Consider the following 18,410-nt stretch of genomic DNA (forward strand, 5'->3'; position numbering starts at 1 on the left):
CAATCCGCCCTCTGTGATTCCACTTGCTGCGAAATACGGCATTGCCGTAGTATCGGCAGATGCAGGCCGTGTTGCTGACCTCGGTTTTCGAACGGCAGGCCAAGGCGGCTGGTCTCGGCGACGACGAGATTCAGGACATCGCGGTCGCCGTTGCGAGCAATCCTCTCGGCGGTGACCTGATGGTGGGGACCGGCGGCGCGCGCAAGCTGCGTCATGCCGGCCGGGGTGAAGGAAAAAGCGGCGGCTACCGCACGATCCACTACTTCGGCGGCGACGATGTTCCGATCTTCCTTCTGGCTCTGATCGACAAAGGCAAGCGGGCCAATCTGAGCCAGGCCGAGCGCAATGACCTCGCCAGGACGCTGCCGAAAATCGCGGATGCCTACCGGCAGGCGACCAATTCAGGAGATCGTTGAGATGCCGACATTCGGGCAGGATCTGGTCGCGAGCGCGACCGAAGCGGTGGCGATCGCACGAGGCGAAAAGGAACCCGCCAAGACGATCGCCGTGGAGGTCGTCGATGTCGCGGCCATTCGCAAGAAATTGGGCCTTTCTCAGGAGGCCTTTGCCCGCAAGTTCGGCCTGAGCCCGGCGACCTTGCGCGACTGGGAGCAGGGACGCCGCAGCCTGGACAGGACGGCCCGGGCGCTGCTCAAAGTCATCGACCACGCTCCCGACACCGTCGAGCGAGCGCAGAAGGTCGCTTGATACCGGCCGGCCCTCGGCGGCCAAAGGCGAGTTCTCGGGGGCTAACCGGCCCCCTTGTGCAGCCGCTCCAGCGGAAACCGCGCCACATCGGCCAACAGCTCGACGAACCCCTTCGCCTGGAAGGCGGCCGTCGCCTTGCCCTTCTCGGCGGTGGCGAGCGAGGCGTCGCCCGCGGCGCCGGACGGGTGGACGTCCTGCGCCATCCAGGCCATCGCGTGCAGCCCGGTCGGCCGCAGCCAGCTATAGCCCTCGGCCGCCATCTCGACCGTCAGAGGGTTGAAGGCCGCGGCGTGGCTCATATCGACGAGATCAGGCCGGAAATGCAGCATCAGCGAGGTCTCGATGTCGCCGGCATGGATGCCGTGATTGGCGTCGAGATCGGCATAAAGGCCGGGCGGCAGGCCGAAGGCGCGCCAGGCGGTCGTCACCGCGAGCATGCCGTGGCGCACCCGCAGCTCCCGCGCGACCACCTTCATCGGGTCGATGTTGCCGCCATGCGAGGTCAGGATCACCAGCTTGCGCAGCCCTGCGCGCCGGACGCTCTCGCCGATCTCGATCCAGCTCTGCGTCGCGCTCTCCCAGGAGAGCGTCAGCGTGCCCGGCGAATGCAGGTGTTCGTTCGACTTGCAGATCGCCAGCGTCGGCAGCACGAGCACCTCGAGCCCGGCCGGCACCAGCGGCATCGCTTCCGCGAGCATCGCGTTCATGATCGTGGTGTCGACCGACACCGGCAGATGCGGGCCATGCTGCTCGATCGCCGCCAGCGGCAGCACGGCGACGGTGCCCTCCGCCTTAAGCCCGGCAAAGTCAGTGGTCTTCAGATCGCCCCAGAAGCGCGCGCCCATCCTGTTTCCGTCTCCCCTCGTGTGTCACCAAAGTCTAGCCTGCTCCGCCGGAAAAGGCAGGCGCGATCGCCTGTGGGCAAGCGCCAGCGGCGGCACCATGACGCGGTGTCGCGGTTCCTGCCGAGAGCTTGCCATGGCATACAGTTTGCTGGCGCGCAGCCGAGGCGTTCAGCCGAGGATTTTCAGGGGAGGTCACAGGGATGACGATGACGAAGTACCGCCTGACGCGCCGTGGTGCGCTCGGTCTCATCGGTGGATCGGCGCTGGTCGCCGTGCCCGGAGCGCGGGTGAGCGCGCAGACGCTCGACAAGGTGTCCTACCAGACCAACTGGCGCGCCCAGGCCGAGCATGGCGGCTTCTACCTCGCCGCCGCCAACGGCATCTACAAGAAGTACGGCATCGACGCCGAGATCCGCCCCGGCGGCCCGCAGCAGAACCCCTCGCAGCTCCTGCTCGGCGGCCGTGTCGACATGATCATGTCGAACTCCTTCGAGGCGATCCGCTATGCCCAGGAGAACATCCCCTTCCTCTGCATCGCCTCGATCTTCCAGAAGGATCCACAGGTCATCATCTCGCATCCGGGCGTCGGCAACGACTCGCTCGCCGCGCTGAAAGGCAAGCCGATCCTGGTCGGCGCCGCCGGCCGTACCAGCTACTGGCCCTTCCTGAAGGCGAAGTTCGGCTACACCGACGAGCAGATCCGGCCCTACACCTTCAACATGGCGCCGTTTCTGGCCGACAAGACCATCTCGCAGCAGGGCTTCCTGTCGTCGGAACCCTTCGCCATCCAGAAGCAGGGCGGCGTCACACCGATCGTGCATCTCATCGCCGATGCCGGCTTCGAGAATTACAACACGACGATCAACATCTCCCGCAAAATGGTCGACGAGAAGAAGGACCTGGTCCAGCGCTTCGTCACCGCCTCGCTGGAAGGCTGGGCCGCCTATATGAAGGGGCAGGATGTCGCCGCCGCGAACGCGCAGATCCTGAAGGACAACCCCGACATGGATCAGGAGAAGATCGACTACGCGGTCAAGGTGATGAACGAGAAGGGCATCGTGCTCTCGGGCGATGCGCTGACGCTCGGCATCGGCGCCATGACCGATGCGCGCTGGGCGAGCTTCTACAAGACCATGACCGATGCGGGTGTGTTTCCGGCCGGCATCGACCTGAAGAAGGCTTACAGCCTGGAGTTCATCAACAAGGGCGTCGGCAAGGCGTGATGACACGTCATGCTCGGGCTTGACCCGAGCATCTCCTGACCGAGATTCTCGGGTCTGCGCTTCGCTGGCCCGAGAATGACGGCTCACATTGCAGAAGCGGATCATCAGGCTTTGGACACGGCCTCTCTGAGCACTCCCCATGCCGTTCGCCCCGAGGGTCGCAAGCCCCTGGTCTGCGTGCGCCACGTTTCCAAGCAGTTCGGCAACGGCACGCTCGCCGTGCGCGACGTCAATCTGAGCCTGGGGGAGGGCGAGTTCGTCAGCCTGCTCGGCCCCTCCGGCTGCGGGAAATCGACGCTGCTGCGGATGATCGCCGGCCTCGGCGCGCCCTCCAGCGGGACGATCGAGTGGCCGACCACGGTGCATGACGCGTCGGGCGAGCCGCAGCGCGATCTCGGCTTCGTCTTCCAGGACCCGACGCTGATGCCCTGGGCGACGGCGCTAGCCAACGTCATGATGCCGCTGACCCTGAAGGGCGTGCGCACCAGCGAGGCGCGTGAGCGGGCAGCCGCGATGCTGGCGCTCGTCGGCCTCTCCGGCTTCGAGAAGTCCTACCCTCGCGAGCTCTCCGGCGGCATGAAGATGCGCGTCTCGATCGCGCGCGGGCTGGTGCTGCGGCCGAAGATCCTGCTGATGGATGAGCCTTTCGCCGCCCTCGACGAGATCACCCGCCACCGCCTCAACGACGATCTGCTCGAGCTGTGGTGGAAGGAGAAGTTCACCGCGGTCTTCGTCACCCATTCGGTGTTCGAATCGGTCTACCTCTCGAAGCGGATCGTGGTGATGGCGGCGCGGCCCGGCCGCGTCATGGCCGATCTCGACGTCGACGCGCCCTATCCGCGCGACGACCTCTTCCGCACCTCGCCGGAATACGCCCATCTCTGCCGAGTGGTCTCGGGCAAGCTCAAGGAGGCGATCGGCTCATGAGCATGCCATCGATCGACGCCCCGGCCCCCGCTCATGGCGGCACCGACGCCGAGGCGCGGCCGGTCTTCGTGACCGAACAGCGGATACTCGGCCTGCCGGCCAGCGCCTGGCCACGCATCCTCGCGCCGATCGCGATCGGCGTGTTCTCGCTGGCGCTTTGGGAATTCGCGGTCCGCTGGAACGGCATCCCGTCCTATATCCTGCCCGGGCCGCTCCTGATCGGCCAGACGCTGGTCGCCGACTGGGCGACGCTGTCGGGCTCGCTCTGGATCACGCTGAAGATCACCTTCATGGCGCTGGCCGCAGCGGTCATTGTCGGCGTCACGCTCGCCGTGCTGTTCACCCAGTCGAAATGGCTGGAGATGTCGCTCCTGCCCTACGCGGTGATCCTGCAGGTGACGCCGATCGTGGCGATCGCGCCGCTGATCATCATCTGGGCCGGGGACATCAATCTCGCGCTGCTGATCTGCGCCTGGATCGTCGCCTTCTTCCCGATCCTGTCGAACACCATCCTCGGACTGAATTCGGCCGACCACAACCTCGTCAACCTGTTCCAGCTCTATGGCGCGACGCGCTGGCAGACGATGCGCTATCTGAAGCTGCCGGCCGCCTTGCCCTATTTCCTGGCGGGGCTGAAGATTTCCGGCGGGCTCGCGCTGATCGGCGCGGTGGTGGCCGAGTTCGTCGCCGGCACCGGCGGCAACGCCTCGGGACTGGCCTATCGCATCCTCGAGGCCGGTTATCAGCTCAAGATCCCGCGTGTCTTTGCCGCCTTGCTGATGATCTCGCTGTCGGGCATCGCGATCTTCCTTTGCACCAGCTGGATTTCGCACATGCTGCTGCGGCGCTGGCACGAGAGCGCCCTGAAGCGGGAGAACTGAGATGAGCGCACTGCCCGAACGCCAACCGAGGTCCGAGCGGGTCTCGCGCTACGACATCGCCGCGCTGAAGGAGGATCTCGCCGGCATCGCGCTGATCGACGAGGCGCAGGTCGTCCGCAAGCGCTCGCGCGACTTCTTCTGGTATTCGCCGATCCTGAACCAGCAGCTGGCGGACAAGTCCGCCGACATCATCGCCATGCCCCGAGACGAGGCTGAGGTGGTGCGGATCGCGGCCGCTTGCGCGCGTCGACGCATTCCGCTGACCGTGCGCGCCGCCGGAACCGGCAATTACGGCCAGGCCGTGCCGCTCGAGGGCGGCGTGCTGCTCGACATTACTGGCCTCACCGGCATCGAATGGCAGAAGCCCGGCATCGCCCGCATCGCCGCCGGCGCCCGCATGCTGGATGTCGACATCGCGCTGCGCGAGACCGGCTTCGAGCAGCGCATGCACCCCTCGACCAAGCGCAGCGCGACCGTTGGCGGTTTCGTCGCGGGCGGTTCGGGCGGCGTCGGCTCGGTGACCTATGGCGGGCTGCGTGAACCCGGCAACATCCTTGCCGCGCGGGTCGTCACGGTGGAAGAAGAGCCGCGCATCCTGGAGTTGCGCGACGACGCGGCCCAGAAGGTCAACCGCGCCTACGGCACGACCGGCATCATCACGGCGCTGGAAATGCCGCTGGCACCGGCCTGGCCCTGGATCGACGTCATCGTCGCCTTCGACAGCTACATGGACGCCTTCGAAACGGGCTACGAGGTCGCGCTCGCGGACGGCATCGTCAAGAAGCTGGTGACGCCGATCTCGTCGGTGATCACGCCCTATTTCGGGGCGCTCAAGGCCCATTGCCCGGAGGGCAAGAGCATCCTGATCTGCATGATCGCTGAAGGCTCGCTCGGGCCGTTCAAGGCCATCGTCGGCAAGCGCGGTACCGTGACCTATGAGAGCCCCTCGGAAGAGGGGCCGGGCACCGTGCCGCTCTATGAATACACCTGGAACCACACGACGCTGCAGTGGCTGAAGAGCGACCGCTCCATCACCTATCTGCAGTGCCTCTTCCCGCATGACCGGCTGGTCGAGAGCGCGCGCGAAACGATCGCGGCCTTCGGCGACGAGCTGCTGCCGCATCACGAGTTCATCCGCTTCGGTGGAAAGGTGACGGCGAGCGCGCTGCCGATCCTGCGCTACTCGACACCGGAGCGGCTGAACGAGGTCATCGCCCAGCACGAGGCGGCGGGCGTCTTCATCGCCAACCCGCATGTCGTTTCTCTGGAGGACGGCAGCCGCCACAAGCGGGCGGAGGCCGACCAGTTGGGCTTCAAGCGCGAGGTCGATCCGCAGGGTCTGCTGAACCCGGGCAAGATGGCGAGTTTCGTCCCGGTCGGTCAGCCGAAATAGGCGAGCTTCCGCGAGGCGGGCATCGCGTCGATCTCCCGTAGCGCGGCCTCTGCCCCAAGCAACGGCAGTCCGGAGGCGGCGGCCATCGGCGCCGGGCCGGAAGCTCCGTCGCGCCAGGGCGAAACGTCGTCGCCGGCGCCGTGATCAGGCGTCAGGGCGGCCTCCGGCTCCTCGAAAACCACGTCGTCGTCCAGCATCATCATCGAGCCGATGGTCGGCTCGCTGCCGAGCAGGTTCGTGGCGTTCGCGCCACTGCTGACGGGAGCCGGCGGGAGATCGTCGATCTCGATAATCTCGATGTCGTCCGGCGCGGGGTAGGGGACGGTCTCGCGCAAGCCGAAATCGATGGGTGTCGGCATCGGCGCCACAAAGGGCTCGACCATCCCGGAAGTGGGCGCAGCTCCTGCGACGGCCCGCAGGCTGCTGTCCAGCATCGCAATCGTATCGGCGATCTTGTCGATCTGCTGCACCGTCCCGTCGACGATCCCCGTCGCGGCCGAGATTTCGGCGGCGCGATGGTCGAGCCGGTCGCAGAGTTCTTCGCTGGCGCCGGCTTCGCGCAAATGCCAGGCCACTTCCTGGATGCTCTCGGTCGCCTGAACGATCGTGCCGGCCGCGGCCTCGATCCGCGCCGCGAGGCCCGAAGCCCGCTCTTCGGCACGCCCGCTGATGCGCTCCAGATCGATCCGCAGATCCGCGATGAGAGCCGCCGCCTCGCCGATCTCCGGCTCCGTGGCTGGGGTGGCGGTTGAGGGCTCGGCGAGACCGGAGCCGACGACGCGCTCGATCCGCTGCAGGGCGCCGAGCAGTTGCAGCGTATCGGCCTGCCGGTTGCGCCGGGCGAATTCCGCCATGAACCAGCGGCCGCGGGCGGTTTCCATCACCGCAGCCTCGATCGCCTCGTAATCCGTTTCGCTCAACGGGGTCAGCGAACGTACTTCGCTCATGGCCGATCTGCTCTTGGAGGACTGCGCGAATCGGAAGGGCAGGTCCTGATGCACCGTCACGATTCCTGACATCCGAGGACTTAACGAATGGTTCCCATGCGGCAGGTGCGGGCGCCGGTCGGCGCGCGCGGCATCGCCCAGGCCACTGAAACAGGCGGTTCTCTGTATGGTTGTTGCATCCGCGCCATTGCCAAGCGTCACCGCCGCGGCGATACAGGCGCTGAGGGGTGGACCGGTGCCTGCAACAGGCGTCGCGGATTGATGACGGTATCGTCGATCGCGGGCCAGGACATCACGCGGAACATGGCAGTCCCCGATACGGCTGAACCTCAGGCGGTCTTCCGCGACGACTCCGGAACGCTCGCCGTAGCTCTGGCCGGGTCCTGGAGCGCCGACCGGGCGCCGCGCGTCGAAAGTCTCGCGGCCGAGATCGGCGAGCGCGTCGCCAAGGCGAACAGGGCGAGACTGGACCTCTCCTCGGTCGAGCGGCTGGATACGCTCGGTGCCTATGTCCTGAACCGGGTCAAGCATGAGCGCGAGAGCGGCGGCGCCTCCGTCGAGATCGTCAGCCGGCGGCCGGAACATGGTGTCCTGCTCTCCGAGGTCACAGTCCATGACCGGAAGGCAGACCATGCCGGCCCGCCGTTCCGCGTCGTCGACGTCCTCGTGCGCATCGGTGCCGCGGTCATCCGTTTCGGCCGCGACATGGTAGCCGGCTCGATGTTCCTCGGAGAGGTGGTCGTCGGCTCGGCGAGCGTGGTCGTCGGCCCGCGCAAGTTCCGCGGCCCCTCCATGGTCAACCAGATCGAGCTGATCGCCTTCAACGGCGCGCCGATCATCATGCTGATTTCGTTCCTGGTCGGCTGCATCGTCGCTCAGCAGGGCATTTTTCAGCTCCAGCAGTTCGGCGCCACCGCCTTCGTGGTGAACCTGACCGGCATCCTGATCCTGCGCGAACTGGCGGTGCTGCTGACCTCGATCATGATCGCCGGGCGTTCCGGCTCCGCGATCACGGCCGAGATCGGCTCGATGAAGATGCGCGAGGAGATCGATGCGCTGCGGGTGATGGGGCTCGATCCGATCGAGGTGCTCGTCGTGCCGCGCATCCTCGCGCTGATCGTGTCGCTGCCGATCCTGACCTTCATCTCGGCCATGTCCGGCCTGACCGGCGCCGCCCTGGTCTCCTGGCTCTACGGCGGCATCGGCATCGACACCTTCCTGGCGCGGCTGCAGTCGGTCATCACCTGGAAGCATTTCGCGGTCGGGCTGGTGAAGGCGCCCTTCATGGCCTTCGTCATCGGGCTGATCGCCTCGATGGAGGGGCTGGCCGTGAAGGGCTCGGCGGAGTCGCTCGGCCGTCAGGTCACGGCTTCGGTGGTCAAGGCGATCTTCATGGTCATCGTCGTGGACGCGCTTTTCGCCATGTTTTTTTCATCCATCGCGTTTTGAGGACCGTATCCCGGAAATGAGCGAACAGGGGATACAGGAGCCGCCGGTTGGCGGGCGCGAACGGTCCGAGCGGGGATCGGAGGGGACCGCGCCCGAGGACGAGGTCGTGATCCGCGTGCGCGACCTCAAGGTCGCCTTTGGCGAGAAGGTGATCATGGACGGGCTGGATCTCGACGTGATGCGCGGTGAGATCCTGGGATTCGTCGGCGGGTCGGGTCAGGGCAAATCGGTTCTGACGCGCACCATCCTCGGGCTCGTTCAGAAGGCGCGCGGCACGATCGAGGTCTTCGGCGAAGACGTCGACACGCTCAGCACCGTCCAGCGCCGCGCCCTGGAACGCCGCTTCGGTGTGATGTTCCAGCAGGGAGCCCTGTTCTCGGCCCTGACGGTCAAGCAGAACATCCAGGTGCCGATGCGCGAATATCTGCAGCTTTCGCCGGGTCTGCTCGACGACCTGGCGATGGTGAAGCTCGATCTCGTCGGATTGCCGCCGGACGCCGCCGACAAATCGCCCTCGGAACTCTCTGGCGGCATGATCAAACGCGCGGCTCTGGCGCGTGCCCTCGCGCTCGATCCCGACATCGTCTTCCTCGACGAGCCCACATCGGGCCTAGACCCGATCGGCGCCGCGGAATTCGACGATCTCATCGTCACGCTGAAGCAGACTTTGGGGCTGACCGTGTTCATGGTAACCCACGATCTGGACAGCCTTTATTCCGCCTGCGACCGCATCGGCGCCCTGGCGGACAAGCGCGTCATCGCCGTCGGCCCGCTGGCCACGATGCTGGCATCCGACCATCCATGGCTCAAAGCCTATTTCGGCGGCGAGCGGGCACGAGCCCGCATGCCGGCGAAGCACCGGGAAACGACAGTCTAGCTCATGGAATCGCGCGCCAATTACGCTCTTGTCGGATTGTTCACGCTGGCGGTCCTCGCCGCGTTGTTCGGCTTCGTCTACTGGTTCAACAGCGGCAACGCCGGGGGGCGGCAGGATGTTCGCGTCATCTTCAGCGGCACCGTGACGGGGCTGGGCCGCGGTTCCAGCGTGCTGTTCAACGGCCTGCGCGTCGGCGAGGTGACCAAGATCGAACTGCAGCCGGATGATCCCAGCCGCATCAATGCGGTGATTTCCGTCGATGCCACCACACCCCTGCGGGTCGATACGCGCGCCAGGCTCGAGACGGTCGGCCTCGCGACCGGCATCGTCGCGGTCCAGCTCGTCGGCGGCGATCCGAAATCGCTGCCGCTCAAGCCGCCGGAGGGGCAGACCCTGCCGGTGATCGTGGCCGAGCGCTCCGAGCTGCAGGACATCGTCGAAACGGTCCGCAACATCGCCGCCAAGGCGGATGCGACTCTGAGCGGCCTCAACAATCTCGTGAAGGACAATGCCGGCTCGATCGGCAACACGGTCCGCAATGTCGAGAAGTTCTCCGCGGCGCTCGGCGACAACGCCGATGGCGTCGACAAGCTGATGAAGAGCTTCGGCAGCATCGCCGAGACGATCGCGCCGCTGTCGGAGAAACTCGGCGTACTCAGCCAGGAACTGACGGACATCGTCCGCTCGGTCGACCAGAAGAAGGTCGCCTCCATCGTCGAGAACGTCGACAAATTCACGGCGGCGCTCGGCGGCTCCAGCGGCGATGTCGGCAAGGCTGTCAAGGACGTGGCCTCCATCACCGAGAAGCTGAACAAGGCGGCGGATCAGGTCGAGGGCGTGCTGGTGAGCGCGCAGGCTTTCCTCAACACCGCCGCCGGCAAGGACGGGCGCAGCGCCTTCACCGAGGTCAGCGACGCCGCCAAGTCGATCCGTGTGCTCGCCGACAACCTCGACAAGCGCACCGCCGAGATCACCAGCGGCATCAGCCGTTTCACCGGGCCGGGCCTGCGCGACATCGAGGCGCTGGCCAGCGACGGCCGGCGCACCCTGACGGACCTGAATCGCACCCTGCGGAGTTTGGAGCGTAACCCGCAGCAGTTCATCTTCGGCGGCAAGCCTCCGCTCCCTCAATATGGTGGATCCCGCTAAACCCATGTCGATCCCGATCTCGTTCTCGAATCTCCGCAGGCCGCGTGCGCTGGCGCTCTCCCTCGCGACCGCGCTGCTCCTGGCCGGCTGCGGCGGGGGCAGCGTTCCCACCACGTTCGACCTTTCAGCCCCGCAGAATGTCGGCCGCGTCGGCGGCTCGCGCGCCACACTGATGGTGCAGGAGCCGACGACCGTTCAGGCGCTCGATTCCGACCGGGTCATCGTGCGCGATTCCGCAGGAGCCCTGTCCTTCGTCGGCGGCGCGCAATGGGCCGACCGCGTGCCCAAGCTGGTGCAGGTGCGCCTGATCCAGACCTTTGAGAACGCCGGCCGCGTCGGCTCCGTCGCCCGCCCCGGCGACCGTGTCACGCCGGAGACCCAGCTTCTCACCGACATCCGCAGCTTCAACATCGACGCGGCCAGTGGCAGCGCGGTCGTCGAGATCACGGCGAAGCTCGTCGGAGATCGCACCGGCGACATCCGCCGGGCGAGGCTGTTCACGGCTCGCGTGCCGGCGGGAGCGGTCGACGGCCCCGGCGCCGCCCAGGCGCTCGACCGGGCACTGTCGCAGGTGCTCGTCGAGATCGTGCGCTGGGCGCGCTGACAAGCGCCCCAACCGCTCTCGCGAGCTGACGCTCGGCGAGCCTGCTGCCCGTAAAGCAGCGGCTTTTCGGCACCGTTCCCCCGACACTCATGCAAAAGGCCGCCCCGAGGGGGCGGCCTTTTCAATGTCCAGCCAGGAAGGCGCTCCTACTCGAAGCGGCCGCTCGCATGGGCGAGCATCGTGTAGACCTTGCCGGTCTCCGAGGTCAGATAGGTCTTGGCCACCATCGAGTCGCGGTCGTCCTTGGCGGCTTCCGCCAGCAAGCGCTCGAACTCGTCGATATAGCGGTCGACGGTCTCCTTGAACTCAGCATCGCGACGGTACTTGCGACGGATCTCGTCGAAGGTCTGCTGACCCTGCAGCGTGTAAAGGCGCCGCGTGAAGACGTTACGCTCGCCGCGCTTGTAGCGGTCCCAGAGCTCCACGGCCGCGTCGTGGTCGATCATGCGGGCGATGTCGACCGAAAGCGAGTCGAGCCGCTCGATCGAATGCGCCGTCGGCTTTGGCGTCTCTGGCGCCTTCTCCTCACGCGAGGCGCGGTTCAGCAGGTCCGAAAGCCAGCCGCCCTTAGCAGGCGCCGCCGGCTCTGCTGCGGCCGGGCGACGCGGCGCCTCTGCAGCGGGAGCAGGAGCCGGCGTCGGCGCCGCAGCCGGGCGCGGCGGCAGGCTCGGGCGCAGCTCGGCGCGCGGCGTCGCGGGCTCCTCTGGCTCGGGTGCGGCGTCGAGCGATGGCCGCAGCAGCGGCTCCGCGGCCGGCAGCCGGGCCTGCGTCGTCACCGTGGCATAGGCCGGCTCCTGGCGGGGCAGGGTGGCCGCGGGCGCGGACCGCCGGCTCTGGCCGGCATCGACCGGCAGGGCGACGTCGCTGCGGCGGCCGGAGCGGGTGACGATCTCGGTCAGCTCGTTGAGCGCCTTGATCTGCTCCGCCACGACGCGACGCATCGCGGAGGTCGATTCCTGCGTCTCGCGCGGCAGGTCGAGCACGCCACGCTTCAGCTCGGCGCGCGTCTCCTCCAGCTCGCGCTGGATCTCGGCCGCGACGCCGCGCATGTCCTGCGCCGCGCCCTGGAAGCGCTCGGTCACCTTGGCGAGTTCGCTGCCGACTTCGGCCGAAACCTGCTGGTAGGCCTGGCGCAGCGCTTGGGCAGTGCGCTCGCGCTCCTGGCTCGTCGTCGTCCGGATCAGGTCGAACTGCTCCGTGATGGCGGTCGTCGTCGCATCGGCCGAATCCGTCAGCACGGAACCGATCTGGCGGGCGCGCGCTTCGGCGGTGCTCAGCGATTCGTCCATCAGCGCCGCGAAGGAGCGCGTGATCGACTCGACGTCATCCGTGCGGGTGGTGATCAGCCCATGGATCTCCTCCAGCGCCTGCTTGCGTTCGGTGAGCGCCTTGCCGACGCGGGCTTCGACTTGCTCGAGGCGGCTCGCGACCGCGTTGAGCGCCGTGGTGCTGGCCTCGGTGACCTCGCCCAGGGCGTGCCCCTTGTCGTCGAGCTGGCCGACGAGAACGGCGGTCTCCCGCAGAGCGCCTTCCGAAAAGGCCTTCAGCTCGGCGATCTGCTGCGAGATCTGCTGCGAGGCCTTACCGGTCTCGTCCATCACGGTGGCGATGACGCTCTGCAGGTCGCCGACGCGGGCCGACAGGCCGCCTTCGACGGCAGCGAGGTTCTTGTTAGCCCCGTTGACGATCTGCTGCATCAGCTTGTTCGCCTCGCCGAGGCGGCCGAGCATGCCGCCGAGCTCGCCGCGAAGCTGCTCGTTGGTGGCGACAAGCGCCTCGACCGACTGGCGCGTGCCGTTCTCGAGCGTATCGCGCAATGCGCTCGACGAGCTGTCCAGCGCGGTCGTGATCGCGGCTCCGCGCTCGCGCAGACCCTCGATGATCGAGGAGCCGCGCGTCTCGATGGCGCGCACGACTGTCTCGCCGATATTGGCGACCTCGTTGGCAATCGACTCGCCGCGCTGCCCGAGCGCCGCGACCATGCCGCCCCCCTTGTCGTCGAACAGTTCGCGCAGTTCCTCCGCCCGTGCTCCGAGAGCCGAAGAGATGGCGTCGGACTTGTTCTGCAGCGTCTCGGCGATCTGCTGGCCCCGCGTGTCGAGCGTGCCCGAGACGGTGTCGAGCCGGTTGACGACGCGCTCCTCGAAGCGCGCGACGCTGCGGTCCAGCGTGTCGGCGATCTGGAGCGCGCGGCCGCCCAGCGTGGCGTTGATGGTGTCGGCCTTGTCGCTGAGCGTGCGGGTGAGCGACTCGCTCTTGGAGGTGACGACCTCGCCGATCTCGTCCGCCTTGGCGGCGAGCGCGCGGGTGACCTCGCGGCCGCCCTCGGCCAGCACCCGGGCAATGTCGACCGTGCGCTCGACCAGAGCCTCGTTGAGCGCCGTGGCGCGCGAGCCGAGATTGCCGTCGATGCGGGCGATCAGGCTGTCGAGCGACGAGGCGATCTCGGCGCTCTTGGCGCCGGAGCGCTCCTCGAAGAGCTTGATCTGGCTCTCCATCGCGTCGGTGGCCTCGCGCGTCCGCTCCGCCAGGATCGCGGCAGCCTCCGCCGCGCGCGTGCCGACACGGTCGGCCAGTGCCAGTCCGTCCTCGCCGATGAGCTTCTCGACGCTGGCGATCCCGGTCGTGACCGCGAGCGTCAGCGCCTGGGCGTCATGCGACAGACGGCCGCCCAGTTCGCCGCCCTTGTGGACGATGACGTCCTCGAAGGCCGCCAGACGCGAGCCCAACGCGGTCTCGACCTCCCGGCCCTGATTCTCGAAGAGCTGTGCGAACGCGCTGAGGCGCTGCCCCATCGTCGTCTCGATCGCGCGGCCCTGCTCGTCGAACAGACGCGTCAGCGCGTCATGGCGACCGGCCAGGGCCTCGGTGAGCGCCTGGGCGCGGCTCTCGACCGAGCGCAGCATCGACTCGGCATTGGCGGATAGCGCCTCGTTGACGCGGCCGCCCTGCTGGGTGAGCGCCAGCACGATTTCCCGGCCGGTGCCCGCGAGCAGCGTGCGCGCTTCCTCGGCATGAACCGTGAAGGTCTCGCGCAATCCGCGGGTGGCCTCGCTGACCCGCTCGGCCACGTCGCGACCGTCGACATTGATGGTGTCCGACAAGGAGCGTGTCGCATCGGAGAGGCGACGGGCCAGCTCCTCGCTCTGCTCGCCGAGCAGGGTGTGGACCTCGCGGCCGGCGCCGGCCAATTCGCGCAGCAAGGTCTCGCGCTGGTCGCCGAGCAGCGTGCCGACTTCCTGGCCCGTTTCGGAGAGACGCTGGATGAAGCCGCTCTGCTGCTGCTCCAGGGCGGCCTGGGCCGCCTCGGCGGCGCCGGCCAGGCGGGCGGCGAGGGCGTTGCCGCGCTCGTCCAGGCGCTTGTCGAGGCTGTCGCCGGTTTCGGCGAGGCGGGTGATCAGGGCGCTGCTGCGCTCGGCCAGGACGCTGTGGACCGAGCGGCCGACATCGGCGACCCGCGTGACCAGGGCCTGGCTCTCATTGCCGAGCAGGTCCTTCACCTCGAGCCCGGCCTGCGACAGCTTCACCGTTAGCGAGGCGGCCTGCTCGTCGAGCAGGGCGCCGACGCGGGCGCCTGTCTCCGTCAGGCTGGCGGCGAGGGCGTCGCTTTGGACGCCGATCAGGCCATGGACCTGTTCGCCGGCTTCGCCGAGACGCAGGACGAGCGACTCGCTCTGCCCGTCGAGGAGCTTGGCGACCTCTGTGCCGGCATCCGTGACGCGGCTGACCAGCGCCTCGCTCTGTCCGGCGAGAAGGCTGGAGACGTTGGCCCCCGTGCCCGAGACGCGGGCCACCAGGGCTTCGCTCTGCTCCTCCAGCAACTTGGCGACATCCGAGCCCGTGCCCGAAACGCGTGCGACGAGCGCCTCGCTCTGGTCCGCCAGCAGCCTCGTGACCTGCTCGCCCGTGCCTGACACCTTGGACGCTAGCGTCTCCGCCTGGCGGTCGAGCATCGACTGCACGGTCTCGCCCGTCTCCGAAAGACGCGACACGAGCAGGCTACCGCGCCCGTCGATCACGCCTTCGAGCCCCTCCGTGACGGAGGCGACGCGAGTCGCCAGTTCCTCGCCGTGACGGGCGACGACATTCCCCAGCGACTGGCCGGCTTCGTCCACACGCAGGATGATGGCGTCGCTGCGCTCGCGCAGGATGTCGTCCACGGTCCGCGCCGTGTCGTTGAGGCGGCTGACCAGCGTTTCGCTTCGTGTGCCGATCAGCGCGTTGACGTTCTCACCGACTTCGGTGAGGCGGGTGGCGATCAGCTCGTTCTGACGGGCGAGCAGACCGTTCACGCCGCGGCCGACTTCGGCCAAGCGGGTGGTGACGCTGTCGCCTTCCTCGGCCAGCGAGGCGCGCAGGGTCTCGCCGGTCTCGGCCAGGCGCTGACGCAGCGTCTCGCTCTGGCTGTCGATCAGCGCCACCATGGTGCGGCTGCTGGTCTCGAAGCGCTCCGCCGCCTCGGTGCCGCGGGCGGCAATGTCCTGCGCCAGGTTTTCGCCGGTGGCACGCAGGGTTTCATTCACGGTCTCGACGCGAGCCGTCAGCGTATCGACGACCTGCGAGCCGGTCTCGGTGATGGCGCGGGTGACGTCGCGGGCGCCCGTCGCGAGGCCCTCGGCCAGCACGGCGCCCGTGCGCTCGAGCGACGTCGCGATATCGCGGGCGCGGCCGTCCAGCAGCGTCGAGAGGCTGTCACTGGCGCCGGAGAGCCGCTCGCTGACCTCGCCGGAGGTCACCTGGAGGCGCTCGACCAGCTCGCTGCCGCGGCCGCTGATTTCGTCGATGACCCGTTCGCCGGCGCGTCCGAGAGCCAGGGTGATCTGGTCGCCCTTCTCGCCGAGCGAGCCGGTCACGCGGTCGCCCGCCTGGGTCACGGCCTCCGCGATGGCGCGGCTGGCGTTATCGAGATCCTTGGACAGGTTTTCATGGGCGCCGCTGATCGCGAACTTCACCCGCTCGGCATTGCCGACGACCGCCTCGCGCTGGGTGACGAGCTCGTCGATCAGGGCGCGCAGACGGATCTCGTTGTCGGCATAGGCGCGCTCGAGCGTGGCGATCTCGCCGCGCACGATCGTCTCCAGCTCGCCGGCCCGCGCCACGGCGCGTTCGATTCCGTCGCCCATCGCGGCGACCTCGCGCCGGATCGTCTGGCTCAGCGAAAGCACCGAATCGGCGCCTACGACCTCTGGCTCGGCCAGCCGCAGCGCGACCTCGGTCATGGCGCGGGAGACCAGGCGCATCTCCTGCGTCCGGCGGTAGAGCGCCGCCAGCACGAAGAAGAAGACGGCGGGCGCGCCGATGGCGAGCGCCAGCAGTGTCCACTCGCCGACCCCGAAGGCGGCGAAACGGTCCTGCAGGCCGCCGTCGACGGCGCCGAAGCGGTTGCGCAACACGAAAGCCGCGCCACCGAGCCAGGTCAGCGTCGCCAGACCGGCGAACCAGTAAGGCTTGGCCGAGGGACGGACGGAGAAGGCCTGAACCAGGGAGCTGGAATCGCGCCGGTCGTCATTGGCGACGCGGCTTGTGTCGGGCGCGATGGCGGGGCGCGGCGGGGGCGCGGCGGCCGGCGCCGCCGCGGGGGGCGCAGCCGGCTGCTCGATGCGCGGCAGGTCAAGCTTCAGATCGTTCTCGGTGGTCGCGGGCAGCTTCGGCTCCGGCGTGGCAGCGCCTTCGGCGTCGGCCTTGGGCTGGTCCAGCCGGAGAGCCTCCTCGATGGCCGACATGGCAGCCTCGGTCGGATCCTGAAGCTTCTTTTGCCGATTCATGCTGTGCCGCCTTCGCCACGCTACTGGGGACAGGAGCCCGATCGTGTCGCCGCACCGGACGGACCGCCTCTGGTCCGGCAGGAAAGCGACACTGCGCCCATCGTTTACCAATTGAAAGGGTAGTTGAGGCTCTAAGCCTTGGGAACCCGCTTAGGGCGCCGATTCACAAACGTCGTTAACGCCTCATTCACCATGAAGGCGCTTGTTGGAAGGGGCGGGCACGCGCCGGCTGCCCCCGCCAGACCATCACTCCAGGGCCCCAGATGCCTCAAACCGCCATCGATCTCGACCACCTCTCCCGCCAGACCGGCGGCGATCAGGATCTCGAACGCGAGCTTCTCGCACTCTTCGCCCAGCAATGCGTGCGGCATCTGCGCGCCATCCACCAGGCCGAGGACAGGACCGCCCGTCTCGACGCCGCGCACACGCTGAAGGGTGCCGCGCGCGCCATCGGTGCCTGGCAGGTTGCGGATGCGGCGGACGCCATCGAGCAGCGGCTCGCCGCGGCCGATCCGCGTCTCGAACAGGCGATGGACACGCTCGCACTGGCCGCCGCCGAGGCGCGCGCCGTCATTGCCCGCTACGACAGCGCGGCCTGAGAGCAGCCCGCACCGATCCGCCGCAGCCCGTTGCGACGGAAAGGGCTTTCCCCGGCGCTTTGAAATGCTCTAAGGCGTGCGCGTCCCTTCGCACGCTGGAGTTCGAGATGCCGCAGGTCACCTTCATCGACGCGCATGGCGAAAGCCGCACGGTCGAGGGCGAAGCCGGGGCCACGGTGATGGAAGTCGCCATCCGCAACGGCGTGCCCGGCATCGAGGCCGAATGCGGCGGCGCCTGCGCCTGCGCGACCTGTCATGTCTATGTCGACGACGCCTGGGCGGCAAAGACCGGCAGCCCCGAGCCCATGGAAGAGGACATGCTGGACTTCGCCTTCGAGGTGAAGCCGACCTCGCGGCTGTCCTGCCAGATCAAGCTGCGCGACGATCTGGACGGCCTCATCGTGCGGACGCCGACGCGCCAAGGCTGAAACGCTCCGCCGCGTCAGCGGCCTTCATCGTCCCAGATCCTGAAACGTCTTGATGCGGCGGCGCGTCTGGCGCAGCCTGCGCGCGGCCGTCCACGTGATCGCCGGACGGCCCTCGGCCTTGTTTGCGCTGGATCATCGTCGCCGGGCCGGGAACTCGTAATGTGCGGGTCACAGCAACGAGGAGCCGCGTCATGTACAAGTCGATTCTGGTCCCCGTCGACATCGCCGAACCGGAGCTGGCAGAGCCGGCCATCGCGGCGGCCGTCGGTCTGGCCAAGGGGGCGGGCGCGTCCGTGCGGCTGGTCTATGTCCGCTCGCTGGTGCCGATTACCTATATGGAATTCGTTCCGGCCGGCTTCGACGCCGAGCAGCAGGAGGACGCCGAGGCCAAGCTCGCGGCGATCGCCGCCAAGATCGATCTGCCCGAGGCGCAGGTCTCGGCCAAGGTCCTGATCGGCTCCGTCCATGGCGAGGTCCTGGCGGAGGCGGAGGCCAGCGGCACCGACCTGATCGTCATCGGTTCGCACGAGCCTGGCATGCTCGCCTATGTCATCGGCTCCAACGCCTCGGCCATCGTGCGGCGGGCCAAATGTTCGGTGCTGGTCGTCCGCTGAG

General features: G+C 67.9%; 16 protein-coding genes. 13 read left to right on the forward strand and 3 right to left on the reverse strand.

Features of this window, described 5'->3' with window-relative positions; translation table 11 throughout:
• The first annotated feature begins 68 nt into the window (after positions 1-68).
• Together ACFPN9_RS17865 and nadS are read left to right on the forward strand one after the other, a co-directional pair.
• A complete protein-coding gene (locus ACFPN9_RS17865; protein WP_377817381.1) occupies positions 69-416 on the forward strand; it encodes a type II toxin-antitoxin system RelE/ParE family toxin in 348 nt (115 codons plus the stop codon).
• A gap of 1 nt (position 417) precedes the next feature.
• Positions 418-708 (forward strand): NadS family protein, encoded by a 291-nt coding sequence (gene nadS, locus ACFPN9_RS17870; RefSeq protein WP_066719421.1) that lies wholly within the window; start codon positions 418-420, stop codon positions 706-708.
• 41 nt (positions 709-749) lie between these two features.
• Here nadS and ACFPN9_RS17875 read toward each other — a convergent pair whose 3' ends face one another.
• Positions 750-1,553 carry a creatininase family protein gene (locus ACFPN9_RS17875; RefSeq protein ID WP_066719418.1) on the reverse strand — a complete coding sequence of 268 codons (804 nt, stop codon included), beginning with the start codon at positions 1,551-1,553 and terminating at the stop codon, positions 750-752.
• 200 nt (positions 1,554-1,753) lie between these two features.
• Between ACFPN9_RS17875 and ACFPN9_RS17880 the strand changes: the two genes are divergently transcribed.
• The 4 genes from ACFPN9_RS17880 to ACFPN9_RS17895 all read left to right on the forward strand — a co-directional run bounded on the left by ACFPN9_RS17880 (position 1,754) and on the right by ACFPN9_RS17895 (position 5,977).
• Positions 1,754-2,776, forward strand: a complete 1,023-nt coding sequence (locus tag ACFPN9_RS17880; RefSeq protein ID WP_245282278.1) for an ABC transporter substrate-binding protein — start codon at positions 1,754-1,756, stop codon at positions 2,774-2,776.
• A gap of 111 nt (positions 2,777-2,887) precedes the next feature.
• On the forward strand, positions 2,888-3,703 hold the full coding sequence (locus tag ACFPN9_RS17885) for an ABC transporter ATP-binding protein (RefSeq protein ID WP_236840521.1): 816 nt from the start codon (positions 2,888-2,890) through the stop codon (positions 3,701-3,703).
• On the forward strand, positions 3,700-4,584 hold the full coding sequence (locus ACFPN9_RS17890) for an ABC transporter permease (RefSeq protein ID WP_245282277.1): 885 nt from the start codon (positions 3,700-3,702) through the stop codon (positions 4,582-4,584). Before ACFPN9_RS17885 ends, ACFPN9_RS17890 begins: the two co-directional genes overlap by 4 nt.
• 1 nt (position 4,585) lies before the next feature.
• Positions 4,586-5,977, forward strand: coding sequence for an FAD-binding oxidoreductase (locus ACFPN9_RS17895; protein WP_066719416.1), 1,392 nt, complete (start codon positions 4,586-4,588; stop codon positions 5,975-5,977).
• Here ACFPN9_RS17895 and ACFPN9_RS17900 read toward each other — a convergent pair.
• Positions 5,965-6,924: an FUSC family protein gene (locus ACFPN9_RS17900; protein ID WP_156446497.1), complete on the reverse strand. Its 960-nt coding sequence runs from the start codon at positions 6,922-6,924 to the stop codon at positions 5,965-5,967. The genes ACFPN9_RS17895 and ACFPN9_RS17900 overlap by 13 nt on opposite strands.
• Positions 6,925-7,227: 303 nt before the next feature.
• Here ACFPN9_RS17900 and ACFPN9_RS17905 point away from each other — a divergent pair, with 303 nt between their 5' ends.
• The 4 genes from ACFPN9_RS17905 to ACFPN9_RS17920 all read left to right on the forward strand — a co-directional run bounded on the left by ACFPN9_RS17905 (position 7,228) and on the right by ACFPN9_RS17920 (position 11,003).
• The gene (locus ACFPN9_RS17905; RefSeq protein ID WP_066719437.1) at positions 7,228-8,373 is read left to right on the forward strand and encodes an MlaE family ABC transporter permease; all 1,146 of its coding nucleotides are present in this window, start codon (positions 7,228-7,230) and stop codon (positions 8,371-8,373) included.
• 154 nt (positions 8,374-8,527) lie between these two features.
• Positions 8,528-9,250, forward strand: a complete 723-nt coding sequence (locus tag ACFPN9_RS17910; protein WP_245282279.1) for an ABC transporter ATP-binding protein — start codon at positions 8,528-8,530, stop codon at positions 9,248-9,250.
• 3 nt (positions 9,251-9,253) lie between these two features.
• Positions 9,254-10,399: an MlaD family protein gene (locus ACFPN9_RS17915; protein WP_066719412.1), complete on the forward strand. Its 1,146-nt coding sequence runs from the start codon at positions 9,254-9,256 to the stop codon at positions 10,397-10,399.
• A gap of 4 nt (positions 10,400-10,403) precedes the next feature.
• Positions 10,404-11,003 carry an ABC-type transport auxiliary lipoprotein family protein gene (locus ACFPN9_RS17920; RefSeq protein ID WP_066719410.1) on the forward strand — a complete coding sequence of 200 codons (600 nt, stop codon included), beginning with the start codon at positions 10,404-10,406 and terminating at the stop codon, positions 11,001-11,003.
• A gap of 146 nt (positions 11,004-11,149) precedes the next feature.
• Here ACFPN9_RS17920 and ACFPN9_RS17925 read toward each other — a convergent pair whose 3' ends face one another.
• Positions 11,150-16,768 (reverse strand): apolipoprotein A-IV repeat region-like domain-containing protein, encoded by a 5,619-nt coding sequence (locus ACFPN9_RS17925; protein WP_066735503.1) that lies wholly within the window; start codon positions 16,766-16,768, stop codon positions 11,150-11,152.
• A gap of 263 nt (positions 16,769-17,031) precedes the next feature.
• Here ACFPN9_RS17925 and ACFPN9_RS17930 point away from each other — a divergent pair, with 263 nt between their 5' ends.
• From ACFPN9_RS17930 to ACFPN9_RS17940, 3 genes are all read left to right on the forward strand, one after another.
• Positions 17,032-17,367, forward strand: coding sequence for an Hpt domain-containing protein (locus ACFPN9_RS17930; protein ID WP_066721339.1), 336 nt, complete (start codon positions 17,032-17,034; stop codon positions 17,365-17,367).
• 107 nt (positions 17,368-17,474) lie between these two features.
• On the forward strand, positions 17,475-17,795 hold the full coding sequence (locus ACFPN9_RS17935; RefSeq protein WP_066721341.1) for a 2Fe-2S iron-sulfur cluster-binding protein: 321 nt from the start codon (positions 17,475-17,477) through the stop codon (positions 17,793-17,795).
• 191 nt (positions 17,796-17,986) lie between these two features.
• Complete coding sequence (locus ACFPN9_RS17940) at positions 17,987-18,409, forward strand: universal stress protein (RefSeq protein WP_066721347.1); 423 nt, start codon at positions 17,987-17,989, stop codon at positions 18,407-18,409.
• The last annotated feature ends 1 nt before the right edge of the window (position 18,410 follow it).

The organism is Allobosea massiliensis (assembly GCF_042655245.1).
In the GTDB taxonomy this organism is placed as follows: Bacteria; Pseudomonadota; Alphaproteobacteria; order Rhizobiales; family Beijerinckiaceae; genus Allobosea; species Allobosea massiliensis.

What these genes read in the sequence shown, in the direction of transcription:
- nadS (WP_066719421.1), top strand. Translation starts at nt 418, where the DNA reads ATGCCGACATTCGGGCAGGATCTGGTCGCGAGCGCGACCGAAGCGGTG.
- ACFPN9_RS17875 (WP_066719418.1), bottom strand. Translation starts at nt 1,553, where the DNA reads ATGGGCGCGCGCTTCTGGGGCGATCTGAAGACCACTGACTTTGCCGGG.
- ACFPN9_RS17880 (WP_245282278.1), top strand. Translation starts at nt 1,754, where the DNA reads ATGACGATGACGAAGTACCGCCTGACGCGCCGTGGTGCGCTCGGTCTC.
- ACFPN9_RS17890 (WP_245282277.1), top strand. Translation starts at nt 3,700, where the DNA reads ATGAGCATGCCATCGATCGACGCCCCGGCCCCCGCTCATGGCGGCACC.
- ACFPN9_RS17895 (WP_066719416.1), top strand. Translation starts at nt 4,586, where the DNA reads ATGAGCGCACTGCCCGAACGCCAACCGAGGTCCGAGCGGGTCTCGCGC.
- ACFPN9_RS17900 (WP_156446497.1), bottom strand. Translation starts at nt 6,924, where the DNA reads ATGAGCGAAGTACGTTCGCTGACCCCGTTGAGCGAAACGGATTACGAG.
- ACFPN9_RS17905 (WP_066719437.1), top strand. Translation starts at nt 7,228, where the DNA reads ATGGCAGTCCCCGATACGGCTGAACCTCAGGCGGTCTTCCGCGACGAC.
- ACFPN9_RS17910 (WP_245282279.1), top strand. Translation starts at nt 8,528, where the DNA reads ATGGACGGGCTGGATCTCGACGTGATGCGCGGTGAGATCCTGGGATTC.
- ACFPN9_RS17915 (WP_066719412.1), top strand. Translation starts at nt 9,254, where the DNA reads ATGGAATCGCGCGCCAATTACGCTCTTGTCGGATTGTTCACGCTGGCG.
- ACFPN9_RS17920 (WP_066719410.1), top strand. Translation starts at nt 10,404, where the DNA reads ATGTCGATCCCGATCTCGTTCTCGAATCTCCGCAGGCCGCGTGCGCTG.
- ACFPN9_RS17925 (WP_066735503.1), bottom strand. Translation starts at nt 16,768, where the DNA reads ATGAATCGGCAAAAGAAGCTTCAGGATCCGACCGAGGCTGCCATGTCG.
- ACFPN9_RS17930 (WP_066721339.1), top strand. Translation starts at nt 17,032, where the DNA reads ATGCCTCAAACCGCCATCGATCTCGACCACCTCTCCCGCCAGACCGGC.
- ACFPN9_RS17935 (WP_066721341.1), top strand. Translation starts at nt 17,475, where the DNA reads ATGCCGCAGGTCACCTTCATCGACGCGCATGGCGAAAGCCGCACGGTC.
- ACFPN9_RS17940 (WP_066721347.1), top strand. Translation starts at nt 17,987, where the DNA reads ATGTACAAGTCGATTCTGGTCCCCGTCGACATCGCCGAACCGGAGCTG.